At 71.3% G+C, this 16,839-nt stretch carries 18 protein-coding genes; 5 read left to right on the top strand and 13 right to left on the bottom strand.

Annotated features, from left to right (window positions below; all coding sequences use genetic code 11):
* Positions 1 to 2: 2 nt before the first annotated feature.
* The 8 genes from GTY47_RS31725 to GTY47_RS31690 form a co-directional block, all read right to left on the bottom strand.
* Positions 3 to 890, bottom strand: coding sequence for a DUF5936 domain-containing protein (locus tag GTY47_RS31725; RefSeq protein WP_010045770.1), 888 nt, complete (start codon positions 888 to 890; stop codon positions 3 to 5).
* Positions 891 to 908: 18 nt separating this feature from the next.
* On the bottom strand, positions 909 to 1,853 hold the full coding sequence (locus GTY47_RS31720; protein ID WP_010045768.1) for a type II secretion system F family protein: 945 nt from the start codon (positions 1,851 to 1,853) through the stop codon (positions 909 to 911).
* A gap of 9 nt (positions 1,854 to 1,862) precedes the next feature.
* Entirely contained in the window at positions 1,863 to 3,200 is a 1,338-nt protein-coding gene (locus GTY47_RS31715; RefSeq protein WP_010045766.1) for a CpaF family protein, read from the bottom strand.
* A 25-nt stretch (positions 3,201 to 3,225) separates the two neighbouring features.
* Entirely contained in the window at positions 3,226 to 3,576 is a 351-nt protein-coding gene (locus tag GTY47_RS31710; protein WP_010045765.1) for a TadE/TadG family type IV pilus assembly protein, read from the bottom strand.
* A gap of 1 nt (position 3,577) precedes the next feature.
* Positions 3,578 to 3,976, bottom strand: a complete 399-nt coding sequence (locus tag GTY47_RS31705) for a pilus assembly protein (RefSeq protein ID WP_010045764.1) — start codon at positions 3,974 to 3,976, stop codon at positions 3,578 to 3,580.
* Positions 3,973 to 5,223 carry an AAA family ATPase gene (locus GTY47_RS31700; RefSeq protein ID WP_010045763.1) on the bottom strand — a complete coding sequence of 417 codons (1,251 nt, stop codon included), beginning with the start codon at positions 5,221 to 5,223 and terminating at the stop codon, positions 3,973 to 3,975. Before GTY47_RS31700 ends, GTY47_RS31705 begins: the two co-directional genes overlap by 4 nt.
* A 9-nt stretch (positions 5,224 to 5,232) precedes the next feature.
* The gene (gene cpaB, locus GTY47_RS31695) at positions 5,233 to 5,940 is read right to left on the bottom strand and encodes a Flp pilus assembly protein CpaB (protein WP_010045761.1); all 708 of its coding nucleotides are present in this window, start codon (positions 5,938 to 5,940) and stop codon (positions 5,233 to 5,235) included.
* A 70-nt stretch (positions 5,941 to 6,010) separates the two neighbouring features.
* The gene (locus GTY47_RS31690; RefSeq protein WP_050810318.1) at positions 6,011 to 6,844 is read right to left on the bottom strand and encodes a hypothetical protein; all 834 of its coding nucleotides are present in this window, start codon (positions 6,842 to 6,844) and stop codon (positions 6,011 to 6,013) included.
* 385 nt (positions 6,845 to 7,229) lie between these two features.
* Between GTY47_RS31690 and GTY47_RS31685 the strand changes: the two genes are divergently transcribed.
* Genes GTY47_RS31685 through GTY47_RS31665 form a run of 5 tightly spaced genes read left to right on the top strand, consistent with a single transcriptional unit; the run spans position 7,230 to position 11,906 of the window.
* Positions 7,230 to 8,789 (top strand): hypothetical protein, encoded by a 1,560-nt coding sequence (locus GTY47_RS31685; RefSeq protein ID WP_010045756.1) that lies wholly within the window; start codon positions 7,230 to 7,232, stop codon positions 8,787 to 8,789.
* Between the two features lie 19 nt (positions 8,790 to 8,808).
* The gene (locus GTY47_RS31680) at positions 8,809 to 9,363 is read left to right on the top strand and encodes a hypothetical protein (protein WP_010045755.1); all 555 of its coding nucleotides are present in this window, start codon (positions 8,809 to 8,811) and stop codon (positions 9,361 to 9,363) included.
* 2 nt (positions 9,364 to 9,365) lie between these two features.
* Positions 9,366 to 9,797: a DUF3592 domain-containing protein gene (locus tag GTY47_RS31675; protein WP_010045754.1), complete on the top strand. Its 432-nt coding sequence runs from the start codon at positions 9,366 to 9,368 to the stop codon at positions 9,795 to 9,797.
* Complete coding sequence (locus tag GTY47_RS31670; RefSeq protein WP_010045752.1) at positions 9,797 to 10,186, top strand: hypothetical protein; 390 nt, start codon at positions 9,797 to 9,799, stop codon at positions 10,184 to 10,186. The genes GTY47_RS31675 and GTY47_RS31670 overlap by 1 nt, the downstream gene beginning before the upstream one ends.
* 31 nt (positions 10,187 to 10,217) lie before the next feature.
* Positions 10,218 to 11,906, top strand: coding sequence for a glycoside hydrolase family 18 protein (locus GTY47_RS31665; RefSeq protein WP_010045751.1), 1,689 nt, complete (start codon positions 10,218 to 10,220; stop codon positions 11,904 to 11,906).
* Positions 11,907 to 11,953: 47 nt separating this feature from the next.
* On the opposite strand, the gene GTY47_RS31660 is transcribed toward GTY47_RS31665, so the two are convergent.
* From GTY47_RS31660 to GTY47_RS31640, 5 genes are all read right to left on the bottom strand, one after another.
* The gene (locus GTY47_RS31660) at positions 11,954 to 12,364 is read right to left on the bottom strand and encodes a hypothetical protein (RefSeq protein WP_010045748.1); all 411 of its coding nucleotides are present in this window, start codon (positions 12,362 to 12,364) and stop codon (positions 11,954 to 11,956) included.
* A gap of 17 nt (positions 12,365 to 12,381) precedes the next feature.
* The gene (locus GTY47_RS31655; RefSeq protein WP_010045746.1) at positions 12,382 to 13,698 is read right to left on the bottom strand and encodes an Nramp family divalent metal transporter; all 1,317 of its coding nucleotides are present in this window, start codon (positions 13,696 to 13,698) and stop codon (positions 12,382 to 12,384) included.
* A gap of 157 nt (positions 13,699 to 13,855) precedes the next feature.
* Positions 13,856 to 14,311 carry an ATP-binding protein gene (locus GTY47_RS31650; protein ID WP_010045744.1) on the bottom strand — a complete coding sequence of 152 codons (456 nt, stop codon included), beginning with the start codon at positions 14,309 to 14,311 and terminating at the stop codon, positions 13,856 to 13,858.
* A gap of 80 nt (positions 14,312 to 14,391) precedes the next feature.
* Complete coding sequence (locus GTY47_RS31645) at positions 14,392 to 15,303, bottom strand: MEDS domain-containing protein (protein ID WP_010045741.1); 912 nt, start codon at positions 15,301 to 15,303, stop codon at positions 14,392 to 14,394.
* Positions 15,300 to 16,839 (bottom strand): LuxR C-terminal-related transcriptional regulator (locus tag GTY47_RS31640; RefSeq protein ID WP_010045739.1); only part of this gene is annotated, 1,540 nt, incomplete at its 5' end. The genes GTY47_RS31640 and GTY47_RS31645, both read right to left, overlap by 4 nt.

The raw sequence follows: 16,839 nt of genomic DNA, 5'->3' as shown, positions 1-16,839 counted from the left end.
CCCTACTCGCCCGTGACAACGCCGAAGTCGGTGCCCGAGCCCAGGATCAGTCCGGCGCCCAGGAGGAGCATCGTGGCCGGGACCATGAAGGTCGTGATCATCATCGTGGCCTTGGGAACGGCGCGCGCGGCCTTGCGGCGGGCGTTCTGGGCGTCCGTACGGCGCATGTCCTTGGCGAGGGCCACCAGCGTGTCGACGATCGGGGCGCCCAGTTCCTCGCCCTGCTGCAAGGCAGTGACGAACATCGCGACCTGCTCGGAGTCGTTGCGGCGGCGCAGTTCCGCGAAGGCCTGGCGGCGGCTCATGCCCAGGTCCATCTGGCGGAGCGTGATGCGGAGTTCGTCGGCCCAAGGGCCCTCGTACTTGGACGCGACCCGGTCCAGCGCCTGGCGGAAGCCGAGGCCCGCGCTGACCACGACCGCCAGGACGTCCAGGAAGTCCGGCAGGGTCCGTTCGATGACGTCCTTGCGGATGCGGATGGCCGACCAGATGCCGACCTCCGTCCAGAACGCGCCGAAGGCGAGCAGCAGGAGGGCGACCAGGAGCTGGCCCCGCATCAGGAAGACCAGGAAGCCCACCCCGCCCAGAGCCCCGTACACCGCCCGCCGGGCCGCGTAGCGGTCGATCGTCAGGCCGCCGGGGTTACCCGCCAGGTCGATCTTGCGGCGGTACTTGGCCACCTGCTTGGGGCCCATCAGGCGCAGCACCGCGGGGGCGTAGCGCATGCCCAGGCGGTCGATGAGCGAGTCCACCGCGCCGGTGCGGGTGGAGCCGACCTCCAGGGCGAGCGCGAGGTCGCCGGGGAGTTTGGCCTCGGCCCGGTACATGCGGATGCCGGCGAAGGCGCCCCAGACGCTGAGGCCCATGACCAGTGCGAGAAGAAGTCCCATGATTCTGCTCCGGCCTTCTCAGACGTCGATGCGGGACAGGCGGCGGATGAGGACGAAGCCGACGGCGTAGAGGGAGAAGGCGATGATGACCGCCGCCTGGCCGAAGGGGGAGCCCGTCATGCGGTCCAGGGCGCCGTCCTTCACCCCGTTCATCAGGAAGAGCGAGCCGACGCCCAGGACGGGGACCGCGTACGACGTCATGTTGACCTGGGAGAGCTGCGTGCGGACCTCACGCCTCGTCTCCTTGCGTTCCTCCAGCGTCTCCGTCAGGTTGCGCAGGGCGCTGACCACCTGGCCGCCCGCCCGGTTCGACAGGACGAGCGTGGTGACCAGGACGACCAGTTCGCGGGAGGGGAGACGGTCCGCCAGTTCGCTCAGGGCGTCGTCCATCGACGCGCCGACGGCCAACTGGGCGGATACCTTGCCGAGTTCCTCTCCCGCGGGGGCCTCCATCTCCTCCGCGGCCATGCCGATCGCGGTGCGCAGGGCGAGGCCCGCCTGGGTCGCGTTGGCGAGGATCCGGGCCATCTCGGGGAGCTGGTTGATGAACTTCTCGATGCGTTTCTGGCGCTGCCAGTTGAGGAACTGGACCGCCACCCCGATGCCCAGCAGGCCCGCCAGCGGGCCGAAGAACGGGGCCAGTGCCGCCTGGCCGATCAGCCACAGGCCGGCGACCGTGGCGAGCATGTAGACGAAGAACTCGCCCGGGGTGATGTCCAGACCGGTGGCCGCCAGGCGGAGTTCCAGTTTCTTGCCGAGCTTCGTGCGCCGCAGGCGGCGGTCGATCCCCCGGAAGTTCCGGCGCCGGCCGCCGACCGGCACCTGGCCGGTGGCGGACAGGCGGTCGACGAGTGCCTGCCGCTGTGCCTTGCCCGTGGCGTAGGAGTGCAGGCCGGCCACCGTGAGGACGCAGGTCAGCAGGGTGATGCCGGTGGTGAGCGTGATGAGCGTGTGCAGTTCCATCGGTCGGTCCTACCTGGCTTCTCGGGTGGCTAGCTGCTCCGCGGACCGGGCGATGCCGAAGGCCTGCGGGATGGGCTGGTTCGCCATGTAGAGGCGGTCGGCGGTGCGGCGTGGGAGCGGGAAGTACTCGAAGGCGCCGTGGATACGGCCGTCGGGTGTCATCGGCTGCGCGTGGAAGCGGGCGACCGTGACCAGTCGGTACGGGTCGCTGCCGTGGCTCTCCAGCAGCGCGATCTCGGTGATGCGGCGGGCGCCGTCCGCGAACCGGGTCAGCTGCACGATGACGTCCACCGCGCTGTTGATCTGGTCGTGCAGGGCGACAAAGGGGATCTCCACGTCCGACATGGAGGCAAGGGTCTGGAGCCGCATCAGCGCGTCCTCGGCGCTGTTGGCGTGGACGGTGGCCAGGGAGCCGTCGTGGCCCGTCGACATGGCCTGGAGCATGTCCAGCGACTCGCCGCCACGGACCTCACCGACCACGATCCGGTCGGGGCGCATACGGAGGGAGTTGCGGACCAGGTCGCGGATGGTGACCTGACCCTTGCCCTCGACGTTCGGCGGGCGCGACTCCAGGCGGATCACGTGGGGCTGCTGGAGCTGGAGTTCGGCGGAGTCCTCGATGGTGATGATGCGCTCGCCCTCGGGGATGAGCCCGGACAGCGCGTTCAGCAGGGTCGTCTTTCCCGTGCCCGTCGCGCCCGAGACGATGACGTTGAACTTCGCCTGCACCAGGCCCGCCAGCAGGTACAGCATGTGCTCGTCCAGCGAGCCCAGGCCGATCAGCTCCTGGAGCGTGAAGGAGCGCGGGAAGCGGCGGATCGTGAGCGTGGCGCCCGTCAGGGACAGGGGCGGGATGATGACGTTGACGCGCTCGCCGGAGGGGAGGCGGGCGTCGACCATCGGGTTGGACTCGTCGACGCGGCGGTTGACCGTGGAGACGATCCGCTCGATCGTCTGCATCAGCTGGTCGTTCGAGGCGAACCGCAGGGGCAGTTGCTCGACCCGGCCGCCGCGCTCGACGAAGATCGCGTCCGGGCCGTTCACCATGATCTCGGTGATGGACGCGTCCTCCAGCAGCGGCTCCAGGATGCCCAGGCCGAGTGCCTCGTCGACCACCCTGCGGATCAGCTGCGAGCGCTCCACCGTCGACAGGACCGGGCCCTCGCGGCTGATGATGTGCCCGAGCACCCGCTCCAGCCGTGCCCGGCGCTCGGCGGCGGCCAGCGAACTCATCTCCGCGAGGTCGATCTCCTCCAGGAGCTTGGCCCGGTAGGAGGCGACCATGTGGCCGTCCTCGCCCCGGTTTCCGTTCTCCTCCGGGGAGTTGATGCGTGCTCGCAGGCTCATGGGTCCGGTGCTCCTTGCTCGGTGCTCAGTGGTCGAGCGGCATCGTGGCGGTCTTGACGGCCGGGTCGAAGTTCCAGCCCGGCACGAGGGACGGGATCTGCACGGTGGCCGTCACCGTGACCTCGTCCCCGCCGTACGACGCCGGGCAACTGGTCCCGTCGGCCAGCCAGTCGCTCACCGCGGCCCGGCAGTCCTGCTCGTGAGGCCCCTCCAGCGACGCGCTGCGCGCCCCCGCCCGGGCCGCCGTGCCCGCCTGCTGGGCCGTGTAGGCGATCAGGCCGAGCTGTACGGCCGCCAGGGCGACGAGCAGCAGGATCGGCAGGAAGCCGATGTACTCGATGGCGACCTGGCCGCGGTCTCTGCGTCCGTGCGGCATCTCAGTCCGCCTCCTCGACCGCGCCGGCGTGGCCACTCACCGGGATCGGGACGGAGAGCGTGCCCGGGAAGAGGATCGGGACCTCCAGGCGCACGTCCGCCGTGACGTAGCCGGAGCCGCCGCAGGTCACCTCGGCACTCCCCCGCCACGCCTCCGACAGATGCTTCAGCCCCGCCGCCTCGCACGCGGCCTGCCGCGCGCCCGGTTCCGTCGCCGTCGCCTTCCGTACCGCCTCGTCCGCGGCGTTCCCCGCGAGGATGAAGGTGTAGCCGACGAGGACGACCTGCCACAGCGCGATCAGCGTCACGATGATCGTCGGGGTCATGCCGAGAAACTCGATGGTGACCTGGCCCCGGTCCCGTAAGGGCGGGGCCGCGAAGGCCGGACGCCGCACGCTCATCCCTCCTTCCTCCGCCGAAAGCTCACCGCTCCCCGGTCGACGCCCCGCAACCGCCCCGCCTTCTGCGCGCCCTCGGGGACCTTGACCAGCCCCAGTTCACCGGCCAGGCCCCACAGGGCCTGCTTCACCGAGCTCTTGTTCTCCAGTTCGTGGATGCGGCCCGCGTCCACGACGCTCTGGAGTTCCTTGAAGTTGGCGGGGATCGCGGTGGCCGCGACCGCCGTGCCGGTGATCCGCTGGATCAGGGGCGGCTGGATCTCCGTGGCGCGGGAGTGCCGGTTGACGACGACGGTGGTCTCCTCGGCCTTTCGGATCTGCAGCCGGTCCCACATCCGTACCGCCCGCTTGGCACCCCGTACGGCGACCACGTCCGGCGTGGTGACGAGCAGGGCCCGGTCCGCCATCTCCACGGCCGCCGCTCCGGCGCCGCCGAGCTGGGCGCCGCAGTCGATGACGACGACCTCGTAGCGGGAGCGCAGGGCGCTGACGATCTGGCGGGCGGCGCGGTCGGTGACGTCCTCGCCGCGTTCCCCCTCGGCCGGGGCGAGGAGCAGGGCGAGTCCGGTGTCGTGGCGGAAGACGGCGTCGGCCAGGACGCGCGGGGAGATGTCCGTGATGGCGGCCAGGTCGACGACGGAGCGGCGGAACTGGACGTCCAGGTAGGAGGCGATGTCGCCGGTCTGGAGGTCCATGTCGACCAGGGCCGTGCTGCGGCCGGAGGCCTGGGCGGCCAGGGCCAGCTGGATCGCGGTCAGGGTGGCTCCGGTGCCGCCCTTCGCGCCGCTGACGGTGACGACGGTGCCGCCGACGCCGGTGAAGACGTCGCCGCCGGCGCCCAGGTGCCGTCGTACGCCGACGGACCACTGGGCGACCGCCTGGACGCGGCTGGCGAGTTCCTCGTAGCTGAGCGGCAGGGCGACCAGGCCGCGGGCGCCGTAGTCCATGGCGGCCTGGAAGAGGCCGGGGCTCGCGTCGGAGGTGACGAGGATGACGCCGACGGCCGGGAAGCGCAGGGCGACTTCGCGGATCAGTTCCAGCGCGGGGACCGGGCCGATCCGCTCGTGCACCACCACGACCTCGGGCAGCTCGTCGACGGACTCGGCGGCCAGCCGTGCGAGGGTGTCGATGAGCTGGGTGGAGTCGACCACCGGGGCCACCGGCTCGGCGTCCGGGAGCTGGCTGAGCAGCGTCGTGATCGACCGGACCGCGTCCGCGTCACCGACTGCCGGGAGGATCCTCGTGGGCATGCGAGCCTCTCACTTGTCCTTCGCGAGTTCGTACGTCCGGTCCTGCTCCGGGACGGTGGTGTCGCTGCCGGGCGCGACCAGGGCGAGCCGGACCCGCTGGGCGAACGACTCGGCGTAGGTGATGCGCTGGGCGTCCAGGGCGGACAGCGCGAAGGTGATGGGGACGGCGTCGGTGGCCTGCTGGGTGCGGTTGTTCTCGTCCGGTTTCAGCGCGGTGAGTTCGCCGACGTCGATGACCTTGGCGTTGGTCACGATGATCTTCGACTGGTCGGGGTCGCCCTCGCGCTTGCCCTCGAAGGTGGCGTAGACGTTGACGGAGGAGCCGGGCGTGATCTTGCCGGCCACGCCGGTCGCCGCGTCGATCATGATGGCGACCTCCTGCTGGCCGGGCTGGAGGGCCGGCTGGCGGACGATCATGTCGGACTGGAGCAGGGAGCCGGCGCGCAGCGTGGTCACGGCGATCTTGCCCTGGATCTCGCGCAGGTCGGTGACCGCGTTGTCCGACAGCCACCGTTCGGGCATCTTGATCTTCTCGAACTGGCCCGTGCTGAGGGTGGTGTAGGGCGGGACGTCGGACTTGAGCCGGTAGGCGGTGACCTCGGGGCCGACCTTGGACTTCACGTCACTGATGACGGACAGCACGCCGGCGAAGGCGCCGAGGGCGCAGACGACCGACAGTAGCAGGAGAATCACGCCGCGGCGCTGACGGGAATTCATGAACCGTACAACCTCGTTGGGGATATCGGTCGAGCGGGATCGGAGCAGTGCTGACGAGCGGTGTCAGGGCTCACCCGACGGCCGTTCGGTTCTCGAGCTGGTTGAGGGGTGGGCCGTCGTGGACGGGGGGCGTGGCCGAGCAGAAGACGCAGCGGTCGCCGATGACGTCGATGCCGCACCAGTGGCAGCGGGTCCTCCGTACGGAGGTGACCAGTTGGTAGAGGACCGACAGGTCGGGCAGGTAGCTGCAGAACTCGATCAGCTTGCCGGTGCCCCACCAGCCCGGTGATTCGGCCGGGAGCGGGGTCTCGCGCAGGCCCTGCACCTTCCAGGAGGGGGCGAGGGTGCCGGTGACCCAGTCGGACTGGAGCTGCCCCTTGGCGACCAGCATCCAGGTGCCGAACTCGGGACCGGGCAGCTCGGCTTCGGGAGTGATCCGCACCAGCTGCGGCTCGGGGTGGGCGAGGACGCCGAACTGGCTGCCGGGCACCCAGGACTTGGCGTGCGACTTCAGGCCGACGGGGACCCGGTCGAGCCGGGCGACGGAGTTGAGCAGCGCCCCGGCGTGGATGTAGTGGACGAGCAGCCGCCCGGCCGAGGCCAGCACGCCGGGGCTGATGTCACAGGACGCGAGCTGTCTTAACTGGCGGGCCAGGACGGCGAGTCCGAGCGGGGGCAGATCGGGCTGGAAGAGGGCGATCCGGTCGGTTTCCATGAGGGAGCGCAGGGTGTACAGCCGTCGCCGCACGGCGTTTGGCGCGGCCTGTGAGCACACCACGATCACATGCCCGTGGTGTTCGACCAGGGTCTGCATGTCGGCGAGCGCCTGCTCCAGCGGGCGCCGGTCGACGTCCCGCAGCACGACGGCGGGCAGGGTGCGTTCGTCCTGTGGCGGCAGCGCCATGTCGGCACTGGTCACGGCGATGGCAGTTGGCACGCGCAGCTCCCCGTTTCCCCATGCCCCCGTCGGCGCGCCGCGTGTGGTTCCGGCACACCGTGGTGACTTCACTGCGTGACTACCTCAGCACTGTATCCACGCCTCTGTGACCGGAGAACAGCGTTTGTGTAGCTGAGGAGCAACTGCCGTTGCACAAGATGCGTCAAAACGGGGCAGGTTGAGCATCTTGCCGGTCGCGGGCGGGGGTTCGGGGGGTCTCAGGCGATGGTCCCGGAGGGCCCAGTGTTGACGGTGGGCCTCCGTTTGGGCCCTGGGACCCACGCCACCCGCCGGGGCGCGTACCTACTCTCGCCGTCCACAGGCACGTGGTTCGGGCAAGGAGGGGTGCCGTATGGCTCGCGGGGGTGGCATACGGACGTACGGACACAGACCGGTCTTCGACGATCGCGGCGCGACCGGCACCGAGTACCTCGGCATGGTCGTGGTCAGCGCCGCGATCGTCCTCGCCGTCTCGGCCACGGGCGTCGGGCAGCTGATCTACGACAGGATCGCCGCGCAGGTGTGCCGGGTGGCGGGCGAGGGGAACTGCGGGGCCGGCGGGACGGGCCGGGACAGGCCGCTGACCGACGCCGACTTCGAGCCGGCGCTGTGCCAGGTCTCCTCCGTCACCGACAAGGCGGGCTCCAAGGCGAAGGTCTTCTTCTGGGAGATCGGCAAGGAGTACGGCTTCCAGGAGCAGCACATCAAGGCGAACACGGACGTCAACGGCGACGGCACGGTCGACGACAGGGACCAGCTCGTCTACCTGACCTTCACGGACGCCGCGTCCGTCGCCGCGAAGAAGGACTTCAAGCCCGGCATGAAGGTGGGCCGGTTCGGCGCCGACAAGGTGGAGCTGGGGCTCGGCATCAAGGTCACGAACGGCGACACCTGGGTCTTCGAGAGCCCCGAGGAGGCCCAGCGGTTCCGGGACGACGTGGAGAAGCTGCAGATGTACGAGATGCGGCGGACCATGCCGGGCGGCGCGGAGGCGAGCCTCGGCGACAGCATCGCCTATCTCTTCGGGACGGGCCCGCTCAAGGACGAGGAGGACACCCGGAACCGGATCGAGGAGCACCTCGGCGACAACCGGAAGATCACCTACGGCAAGGTGGGCCTGGAGGCCTCGGCATCGGCGGGCCTGAAGGTCTCGGCGGGCGACGAGCAGAAGCTGAGCGCCGCGCTCGGCGGCACGTTCAAGTACTCCCCCGACGTCACCTGGACGGACAACTCCTACAAGAACACCAAGTCGTACACGTACTCCTCGTCCATCGAGTACGGCTCCAAGGTGGGCTACGAGGCGGGCCCGCTCAGCGGCGAGTACACGGCGAACACGACGCAGACCGGCACCATCACCGTCACCTACGACAAGAAGACCGGCAAGCTGGTCCGCGTCGACATGACCCGGACCGTCGAGCAGGGCGGCCAGAAGGACGGCGCCAAAGCGGGCGGTGACAACGGCGAGAAGGACGGTGACAAGCGGGGCGGGAACGCCGGCGTCAAGGGCACGGACTCGCAGACCGGCATCGAGATCGTCACCAACACCCTCACCTTCGACCCCGGCCCGGCCGGGGACCGGGACCGGGCCGTCGCCGAGCGCTGGCTGGACAGCGGCAACGAGCAGATCGCCACGCCCTTCCAGTACATGTTCGACGACCACGCCCCGACGTCCCGCCCGGGCGCCGACGACCCCTTCGGGCAGCTGATGTTCGACAAGGGCAGGTCGAGCCGGATGACGTACACGGGCGAGGTCAACGCGGCCGAGTACGGCTTCGAGTTGAATCTCGGGCTCAGTCTGGGCATGACGATCAGCACGGAGAAGAAGTCGGAGACGCTGACCGACGCCCGGTTCCTGGGTGCGCCCCGCGGGAACGGTCGCTCCTATCTTCCCTACAGCTACTGTGCGAACTGACGAGACGGAGTCCAAGCCGATGAAGACCCGCCGTGCCTCCCTGGCCGCCGCCCTGCTGACGGCCTCCCTGGCCCTGACCGGCTGCGGGAGCTCCGACGCGGGCTCGGTGCCCGACGGTTGGGGCACCCTGAAGACCAAGGGAGTCGACGTCTCGTACCCGAAGGGGTACGAGGAGCAGAGCGCGAGCGAACGCGGCGAGCACAACGCGGCAGCGGCGGTGCGCACGGAGGACGGCAGAAGGGTCTCGGTCATCACCGTGCAGCTCGGCTTCACCGAGGCGAACTCCGCCGAACAGGCCGCGATCGCCGCCGAGGCGGGCATCCAGATGGGCGCGGCCGTCAAGGGCCAGAAGGATGTGGAGCTGGCCGGCGCGGACGGGGCGAAGCGGATCGACTTCACCTTCAAGGCGACCGGCGAGGACGGCGGCCCGCCCAAGGGCACCCCGGTCGAGGGCGTGATCCTGGCCGGTCTCGACTCGACCGACTCGGCCTTCGCCGTCCGGGTCGACGCGCAGCAGGGGTCCCTGTCCGACGGTGACCTGGACCGGATCATCGACTCCGTGGAGGTGCACTAGCCATGGAGGTGCCGGGCGCCGGCTACGTCGTCCTCACGCTGCTCGTGGGGCTCTTCGGCGCGCTGTCGTGGAAGTACGCGCGGCGGCTGGTGACGGTGACGCGGGTGCTGCGGCGCGGTGTCCGGGCGGAGGGCGAATGCGTCCGGGTGGAGACGGAGCCGTACCACCGCTCGGACGCCCGGCGGCACTTCTTCGCCTTCCGTGCGGCCGACGGCACGCCGGTCGAGTTCGAGGACCTGGCGGGCTGGTCGACGACGGAGGGCACCCGGGTCACCGTCACCTACGACCCGCGTGATCCGCAGGGCACGGCGACGGTGGCGGGCCGGGGCAGCTGGTCGCCGGTGCTGCAGTCGCTCGCCCTGGTCGCGGGCTGCGGCATGGCCGCTCTGGGCTTCGCGGTCCTTCTCTACGTCGAGATCTTCGGGAGCGGTTGATGGCGCTCGTCCGCTGCTGGGCCGTCGGCATCGTCGTCCTCGTCGTCAGCGAGTACGCCCAGATGACGCTGGTGTACGGCCCGTTGGTCGGCCCGCGGGGCGTCGGCTCGTTCGGTGCCGCGCTGGCGCTGGTGCATCTGCCGAACCTGGTGTGCGTCGTGCTCGCCACCTGGGCGGCGGCGCGGGTGCATCCGGAGCCGTGGCGCCGGGTGCCGGTGCGGCATCTGGCGGCGGCGTGCTCGGCTCCGGTGGCGGCGCAGGTGCTGCTGCTGGCGCTGCGGCCGGGTGTGCTGGACCCGGCGGGGCCGGCGCTGTGGATGTCGACGGGCGTGCTGCTGGCGGGGTGTGCGGTGGGGCTGCTGCTCGACAGGTTGGTCTGGACCTCTTGACAGTGTCGTTGGTCTGGACCATTTTCTTGTCATGTCCAGACACAGACGATCACTGCGGCTGTGGTCGGGCGCCCTCACGGCGGCCCTGGCCCTCACTGTCACGACCGTCGGCCAGGCATCCGCCGCCGACGTCAACAACGCCAGGAACGCCGGCTTCGAGGCGGGCCTGAGCGACTGGACCTGCTCGGCGGGCAGCGGTACGACCGTCTCCTCCCCGGTGCACGCCGGCACGGCAGCGCTGAAGGCGACCCCGGCGGGGCAGGACAACGCCCGGTGCGCCCAGACGGTACGGGTGAAGCCCGGATCGACGTACTCCTTGTCCGCCTGGGTCCGGGGCGGATACGCCTACCTCGGTGTTTCCGGTACGGGCACGACGGACGTGTCCACCTGGACGCCGGACTCCGCCTCCTGGAAGCAGCTGTCGACGACCTTCACGACGGGATCGTCGACGACGTCGGTGACGGTGTACACGCACGGCTGGTACGGGCAGGCGGCCTATTACGCGGACGACGTGTCGGTGTTCGGCCCCGACGGGGGCGGCGGCACGGACCCGGGCCCGACGGTCCCGGCCGCGCCGAGCGGCCTGAACGTCTCGGGTACGACGTCCTCGTCGGTGTCCCTGGCCTGGAACGCGGTGGCGGGGGCGACGGGTTACACCGTCTACCGCGACGGCGCGAAGGTCACGGCGGTCTCCGGAACGTCCGCCACGGTGACCGGCCTCGCGGCCGCGACGTCGTACTCCTTCCAGGTCACGGCGACGAACGCGGCGGGCGAGTCGCCGAAGTCGGCGGCGGTGACGGGGACCACGAACAAGCCGAACGGCCCGGGCCCCGCGCTCCCCGAGCACGCGGTGACCGGTTACTGGCAGAACTTCAACAACGGCGCCACGGTCCAGAGGCTGGCCGACGTCCCGTCCCAGTACGACATCATCGCCGTCGCCTTCGCGGACGCGACCTCGACGCCGGGCGCGGTGACCTTCACCCTGGACTCGGCCGGGCTGAACGGTTACACGGTCGACCAGTTCAAGGCGGACATCAGGGCGAAGCAGACGGCCGGCAAGAAGGTCGTCGTCTCGGTCGGCGGTGAGCGCGGCACGGTCACCGTCAACGACGCGGCGTCGGCGGCGAACTTCGCGAACTCCGTGTACTCCCTGATGCAGACCTACGGCTTCGACGGCGTCGACATCGACCTGGAGAACGGCCTGAACGCGACGTACATGACGCAGGCGCTGCGGTCGCTCTCGGCGAAGGCGGGCTCGTCGCTGATCATCACGATGGCCCCGCAGACCATCGACATGCAGTCGACGTCGAACTCCTACTTCCGGACCGCCCTGAACATCAAGGACATCCTCACGGTCGTCAACATGCAGTACTACAACAGCGGTTCCATGCTCGGCTGCGACGGCAAGGTCTACAGCCAGGGCTCGGTCGACTTCCTGACGGCCCTGGCCTGCATCCAGCTGGAGGGCGGCCTCGCCCCGTCCCAGGTCGGTCTGGGCCTGCCGGCCTCGACCCGGGCGGCGGGCAGCGGGTACGTGTCACCGTCCGTGGTGAACAGCGCCCTGGACTGCCTGACCAGGGGCTCGGGCTGCGGCTCCTTCAAGCCGCCCCGGACGTATCCGGACCTCCGGGGCGCGATGACCTGGTCGACCAACTGGGACGCGACGGCCGGCAACGCGTGGTCCGCCGCGGTGGGCCCGCACGTGCACGGGCTGCCCTAGTGCCCTAGTCACCGCTGGCATCACCGGTGGGGTGAGGGGCGGCTCCTTCACCCCACCGGCCGGTAGTGCCCGAGCACCCACGCCAGCTGCGGGAACCACTCCTGAAGTCGCGACCTCGGCTTGGCCTCCACCACGCACTCGAAGAACCTGCCGTCCATGTGGATCACGGCGACCATCAGCGCCTTGCCGTTGGGGCTCGCCTGGTAGTGGACGCTGCGGATCTCGGGCCAGCGGAACTCGATCGAGAGCCCGGACGACTCGAAGGCGACGCCGGACGCGTCGACGACGACCGCGTTGCGTTTGTCGACGGCCAGGAAGTCCGGGCCGGCCGGCGCCGGCTGGGGCGGAGCCGGGGCATACGGCGCTTGTGGGGGCGCATACGGGAGTGGCCCGGGCGCGTACTGCGGTGGCGGCGGGCCGAAGCCTGGGCCGGGAGGTGGAGGTGGCTGCTCGTTCATCCGTCGATTCTCCCCGCCTAGAAGAACTCCCCCCACGGCTGGTCCCAGATCTGCTTCACGCACAGGACCAGGAACAGCAGGCCCGCGACGGCGAGCATCGCGTTGCTGACCGGGCCGTTGCGCCACTCCCTGGGGGTGCGGGGGGAGTTCAGGAGCCAGATCAGCGTGCCGGCGAGGAAGGGCAGGAAGGCCGCGCCGAGGACTCCGTAGATGATGATCAGGCGGAAGGGCTGGCCCTCGAAGAGGAGGATCATGGGCGGGAAGGTCAGCCAGAGCAGGTAGGCGCGGAAGGGCCAGGAGCGTTCGCGTGTCCCCGAGGCGACCTCCTCGCCCTTCGCCTGGCCCCGGCCCGACAGGCGGGCCACGAAGTCGGCGAACATCAGGCTCACGCCGTGCCAGACGCCGATCAGCGAGGTGAAGGACGTCGCGAAGAAGCCGATCAGGAAGAACTTGGCCGTCGCCGAGCCGTACTCCTCCTCCAGGATGTCGCCCAGCTGGATCAGGCCCTTGTCACCGCTCGCGATCGCGACGTTCGCCGAGTGGAGCAGCTCCGCGCCGACGAAGAGCATGGCGATCACGAAGATGCCGGTCGTGGCGTAGGCGACGCGGTTGTCCAGGCGCATGACCTTCATCCAGCCGGTGTCGGTCCAGCCCTTGGCGTTGACCCAGTAGCCGTAGGCCGCGAGCGTGATCGTGCCGCCGACACCGCCGATGAGGCCCAGGGTGTTGAGGACCGAGTCCTTCTCGTCGGGCAGCACCGGGAGGAGACCCGCGAACGCGTCGGGGATGTTCGGGGTGACGCGGATCGCCAGGTACACCGTCACGAGGAACATGACCCCCACCAGGACCGTCATGACCTTCTCGAACACCGCGTACTTGTTGAACCAGACGAAGACCAGACCGACCAGGCCGCAGGCGATGCCCCACCACTTCAGGTCCATCACGCCGGGGAACAGCGCCTGGAGCGGCAGCGCGCTCGACGACATCGCCGCGGCGCCGTAGACGAAGCCCCAGACCACGACGTAGACGGCGAAGAACCATGTCGTCCAGCGGCCGAGGCCGGCCCAGCCGTCGAACAGGGTGCGGCCCGTGGCCAGATGCCAGCGGCCCGCCGCCTCGGCCAGGGAGATCTTCACCAGGCAGCCGATGATCGCGGCCCACAGGAGGGTGTAGCCGAAGTTGCTGCCCGCGATCAGCGTGGCGACCAGGTCGCCGGCCCCGACACCGGTCGCCGCGACGACGATGCCCGGGCCGATGTACTTCCAACTCGCCTTGCGCATCGCAGGGGGCTCGTGGGCCGCGTTCTCCGTGGTGTTTCCCGTGGTGTCCGCCATGAGGGTCAAGAAACCGCAAACAGGCCGGGCCGACAAGAGGGTGTGTATCGGAATCACCCAAGGGCGCGGGGAACTGCGCGAACGGCCACAACGCACCCGCAGACCGGGAACGGGCCTCGGCGGCTGGGCATACCGCCAAGGCCCGACCAGCGGAGCGTCACGGCTGTCGCCGACCACAGCCGTCCGATCCGCACGTGCCGAGCTCGAACCACACGGTCTTGCCCGGCCCGTCCCGGTGGCAGCCCCAGCGCTGGGCCAGCGCGTCCACGAGGAACATCCCGCGGCCGTTCTCCCCGGTGCCGGCGTCCAGCACCCGGGGCACGCGGCGCTCGGTGTCGGCCACCTCGCAGCGCAGTACGCCGTGCGCGGCGAAGAGGGTGAGCCGGAAGCGGCTCTCGGCGTGCACCAGCGCGTTGGTGGCCAGTTCGCCGACGAGCAGTTCCGCCACGTCCGCCACCTCACCGCGCTCCGCAAGCCCCCATCCCTCCAACTGCCTGCGCACCTCGGCGCGTGCCTCGCGGACGGCGGAGGGCTCGGGGGCGTACTCGACGCTCAGGTGACCCGCTCCCAGGGGTGGTTGCGGGAACGGGCTGCGCCCGGAGAGTTGCAGCATGGCTCCAGGGTGTCCCGGGGACGGGTCCGGCGCAGGGGGAGGACTACCCGATCCCCTACCTGCTTGCGCAGGTGGGCGGGTTACGCGTACTGGAGGCGGACCGTGGCTCCCCCGGCGTCGTCGCGGATGTCCACGTACGCGCAGACCTGCCGCGCGTACCACAGCCCCGGGCCGGGCTCCGGCCCGGCGGGCGGTGGCGGGACGAAGCCGGCGAGCGGATCGCGGACGGGACGGGCCGAGCGCAGTTCGCAGACACAGGCGGGCGCCTCGCCCCACAGCAGGGCGGTGCCGTCGAGGGGCGCCAGGGCCGCCGCCGTCTCCGCGACGGCCGTGGCGAACAACTCGGCGTCGGCGGCGGGAAGCCCCCGGGCTTCCGCCCAGACCTGCACGGCGGCGGCGTGCGGCTCCGCCAGGGGCCGCGCACCGGCCGGGGGCAGCGGCAGCGGTACGGCGTCGAGTTCGGCCGCGAGCCGCACCGGGTCCTCGTACACGTCCGTGTCGGGGTGGGCGCGACGGGCCGCGGCGACGACGGCGGGGCCGGCGGTGCGGGTGTCGTACGCGCACAGGGCGGTCGTGGCCATGGGCGCGAAGAGGAGGTTGGCGAGGGCCTCGTAGCGGATCCACTCGGTGGTCTCGCGGGCCGAGCGGCCGGCCCGGCCGCTCCAGACGGGTTCCATGAGGAGGTGGATCCGGCCGCCGGGGCCGGCGTGGGCGGTGAGGTAGGAGGCCGCCCGGGCGACGGCGTTGGCGGCGGAGCCGGTGTACCAGTCGGTGTGCGGGATGCAGGTGACGTCCTTGGCGTCGCTGCCGAGGGCGTCCCGCAGGAGGTCCAGGTTGCGGGGGTCGGCGATGGCCACGGGGGGTGGTTCGCCGGGGGCGGCGAGGCCTTCGCCGAGGAAGGGCAGGGCGGCGGCCACGAAGTCGTCGTCGGTGCCGAAGACGGCCATGCGGTGGCCGAACGCGGCGGGCGTGGGCGGCTGTCGGGTGGTCATGGGTTCCCCTCGGGGGTCGCGGTACGGACGGGTCGGCGCTGGGCCGTCACCCAGGCGGCGATCTGGCTGCGGTTGCTGAAGCCGAGCTTGCTGAGGATGCGTTCCACATGGCCTTCGGCGGTGCGGCGGGCGATCACCAGACGGTCGGCGATCTGCTGGTTGGCGAGCCCTTCGGCGACGAGGCGGGCGACCTCGGTCTCGCGGCGGGTGAGACGGACCGGGGTGTCGTCGTGTGGGACCCGGGGCTCGCGGGGGTGCGGGCGGGCCGGTTCCTGGAGCGCCTGGCCGACGAGCTCGGCGAGGCCGAGGCCGGCGCCGCGCCGGTGGGCCCGTTCGAACGCGTCCCGGCCCAGGGCCCGGCAGGCCCGCTCCTCGCTGTCCCGGCGTGCGGAGTTGAGGGTGCGCGCGCCCCAGCGGGCGGCGTCGATGTCGGCCCAGACGCGGTCGGCGCCGCCGAGCAGCACGGCCGCGTGCCGGTGGGCGCCGCGTTCGGTGGCGATCGACGCGAGCAGGTCGAGGGTGAGCGCGATGCCGATGACGTCGTGGACGGCGAGCTTCAGGCGCAGGGCCTCGCGGGCGTGCCGCTCGGCCCGGGCCCAGTCGCGGCGCACGGTGTGCGCGAGGGCGAGCATGCGCAGCACGTACGACCGTACCCACTGCTCGCCGTGCCGCTCGCACAGTCCGAGGGCCCGCTCGCACACCTCCACGGCCCGGTCGGCCTCGCCCAGGAATCCCAGCGCGCAGGCGAGTTCGACCTGGTCGAGGCCGACGATGCTGAGGTGCTGGCCGGGCACGGGGCCGCGGGCGACGGTGGTCTCGAAGTGCCGTAGCGCGCCGGGCAGATCGTCGCCGAACAGCCGGAGGACGCCGATGACGTACTCGGCGTGGGCGGCCTCGGCGGCATCGCCCAGGACCCGGGCGAGGGCGAGGGCGTCCCCGGCGTGCCGGCGGCCGCGGGGGAAGTCCTGGGTGGCGGCGGCGAGCAGCCCGGCGACCCAGAGGCCCCGGACCCGTTCCGGGGTCGGCTCGGGGTTGGCGGCCAGGGCCCGGTCGAGCCAGTACAGGCCCTCGCGCGGGGCGCCGCAGGCGTGCCAGTAGAACCAGAGGGTGCCGGCGAGCCGCAGCCCGGCACGCGCCTCGCCCGGGGTGGAGAGGCTGAAGTCGAGGGCGGCGCGCAGGTTGTCCTGGTCGGCGCGCAGCCGGGCGACGGTCTCCGGCTGCCCGGGCCCGAACCAGCCGCGCTCGCACTCCTCGGCCGACCGCAGCATCCAGTCCCGCTGCCGCCGCCGGGCAGCGCCCTCCTCCCCGACGGTCCGCCGCAACTGCTCCAGCCCGTACTGCCGCAGCGTGTCGAGCATCCGGTACCGCACCCCGCCGGGTCCCGGCTCCCGGCACAAAACGGACTTGTCCACGAGCCCGGCGACGGCGTCGAGCACATCGTCGGCACGGAGGGCGGCGCCCGGGCGGACGGTCCAGGCGGCCGGGGCGCCGGCGGTCGGCGGGGGCGCGGCAGGGCCACCCGGGTGGGGCGGGGGC

The sequence above is a fragment of the Streptomyces sp. SID5464 genome (assembly GCF_009862985.1).
In the GTDB taxonomy this organism is placed as follows: domain Bacteria; phylum Actinomycetota; class Actinomycetes; order Streptomycetales; family Streptomycetaceae; genus Streptomyces; species Streptomyces chartreusis_D.
The sequence above is the reverse complement of the archived record's forward strand: the minus strand, read 5'-3'. Positions and strand labels throughout refer to the sequence as shown.

Bases quoted from the DNA above. Each gene is read 5' to 3' on its own strand.
- GTY47_RS31725 (WP_010045770.1), bottom strand. From the start codon at position 890: ATGGGACTTCTTCTCGCACTGGTCATGGGCCTCAGCGTCTGGGGCGCC.
- GTY47_RS31720 (WP_010045768.1), bottom strand. From the start codon at position 1,853: ATGGAACTGCACACGCTCATCACGCTCACCACCGGCATCACCCTGCTG.
- GTY47_RS31715 (WP_010045766.1), bottom strand. From the start codon at position 3,200: ATGAGCCTGCGAGCACGCATCAACTCCCCGGAGGAGAACGGAAACCGG.
- GTY47_RS31710 (WP_010045765.1), bottom strand. From the start codon at position 3,576: ATGCCGCACGGACGCAGAGACCGCGGCCAGGTCGCCATCGAGTACATC.
- GTY47_RS31705 (WP_010045764.1), bottom strand. From the start codon at position 3,976: ATGAGCGTGCGGCGTCCGGCCTTCGCGGCCCCGCCCTTACGGGACCGG.
- GTY47_RS31700 (WP_010045763.1), bottom strand. From the start codon at position 5,223: ATGCCCACGAGGATCCTCCCGGCAGTCGGTGACGCGGACGCGGTCCGG.
- cpaB (WP_010045761.1), bottom strand. From the start codon at position 5,940: ATGAATTCCCGTCAGCGCCGCGGCGTGATTCTCCTGCTACTGTCGGTC.
- GTY47_RS31690 (WP_050810318.1), bottom strand. From the start codon at position 6,844: ATGGCGCTGCCGCCACAGGACGAACGCACCCTGCCCGCCGTCGTGCTG.
- GTY47_RS31685 (WP_010045756.1), top strand. From the start codon at position 7,230: ATGGCTCGCGGGGGTGGCATACGGACGTACGGACACAGACCGGTCTTC.
- GTY47_RS31680 (WP_010045755.1), top strand. From the start codon at position 8,809: ATGAAGACCCGCCGTGCCTCCCTGGCCGCCGCCCTGCTGACGGCCTCC.
- GTY47_RS31675 (WP_010045754.1), top strand. From the start codon at position 9,366: ATGGAGGTGCCGGGCGCCGGCTACGTCGTCCTCACGCTGCTCGTGGGG.
- GTY47_RS31670 (WP_010045752.1), top strand. From the start codon at position 9,797: ATGGCGCTCGTCCGCTGCTGGGCCGTCGGCATCGTCGTCCTCGTCGTC.
- GTY47_RS31665 (WP_010045751.1), top strand. From the start codon at position 10,218: ATGTCCAGACACAGACGATCACTGCGGCTGTGGTCGGGCGCCCTCACG.
- GTY47_RS31660 (WP_010045748.1), bottom strand. From the start codon at position 12,364: ATGAACGAGCAGCCACCTCCACCTCCCGGCCCAGGCTTCGGCCCGCCG.
- GTY47_RS31655 (WP_010045746.1), bottom strand. From the start codon at position 13,698: ATGGCGGACACCACGGGAAACACCACGGAGAACGCGGCCCACGAGCCC.
- GTY47_RS31650 (WP_010045744.1), bottom strand. From the start codon at position 14,311: ATGCTGCAACTCTCCGGGCGCAGCCCGTTCCCGCAACCACCCCTGGGA.
- GTY47_RS31645 (WP_010045741.1), bottom strand. From the start codon at position 15,303: ATGACCACCCGACAGCCGCCCACGCCCGCCGCGTTCGGCCACCGCATG.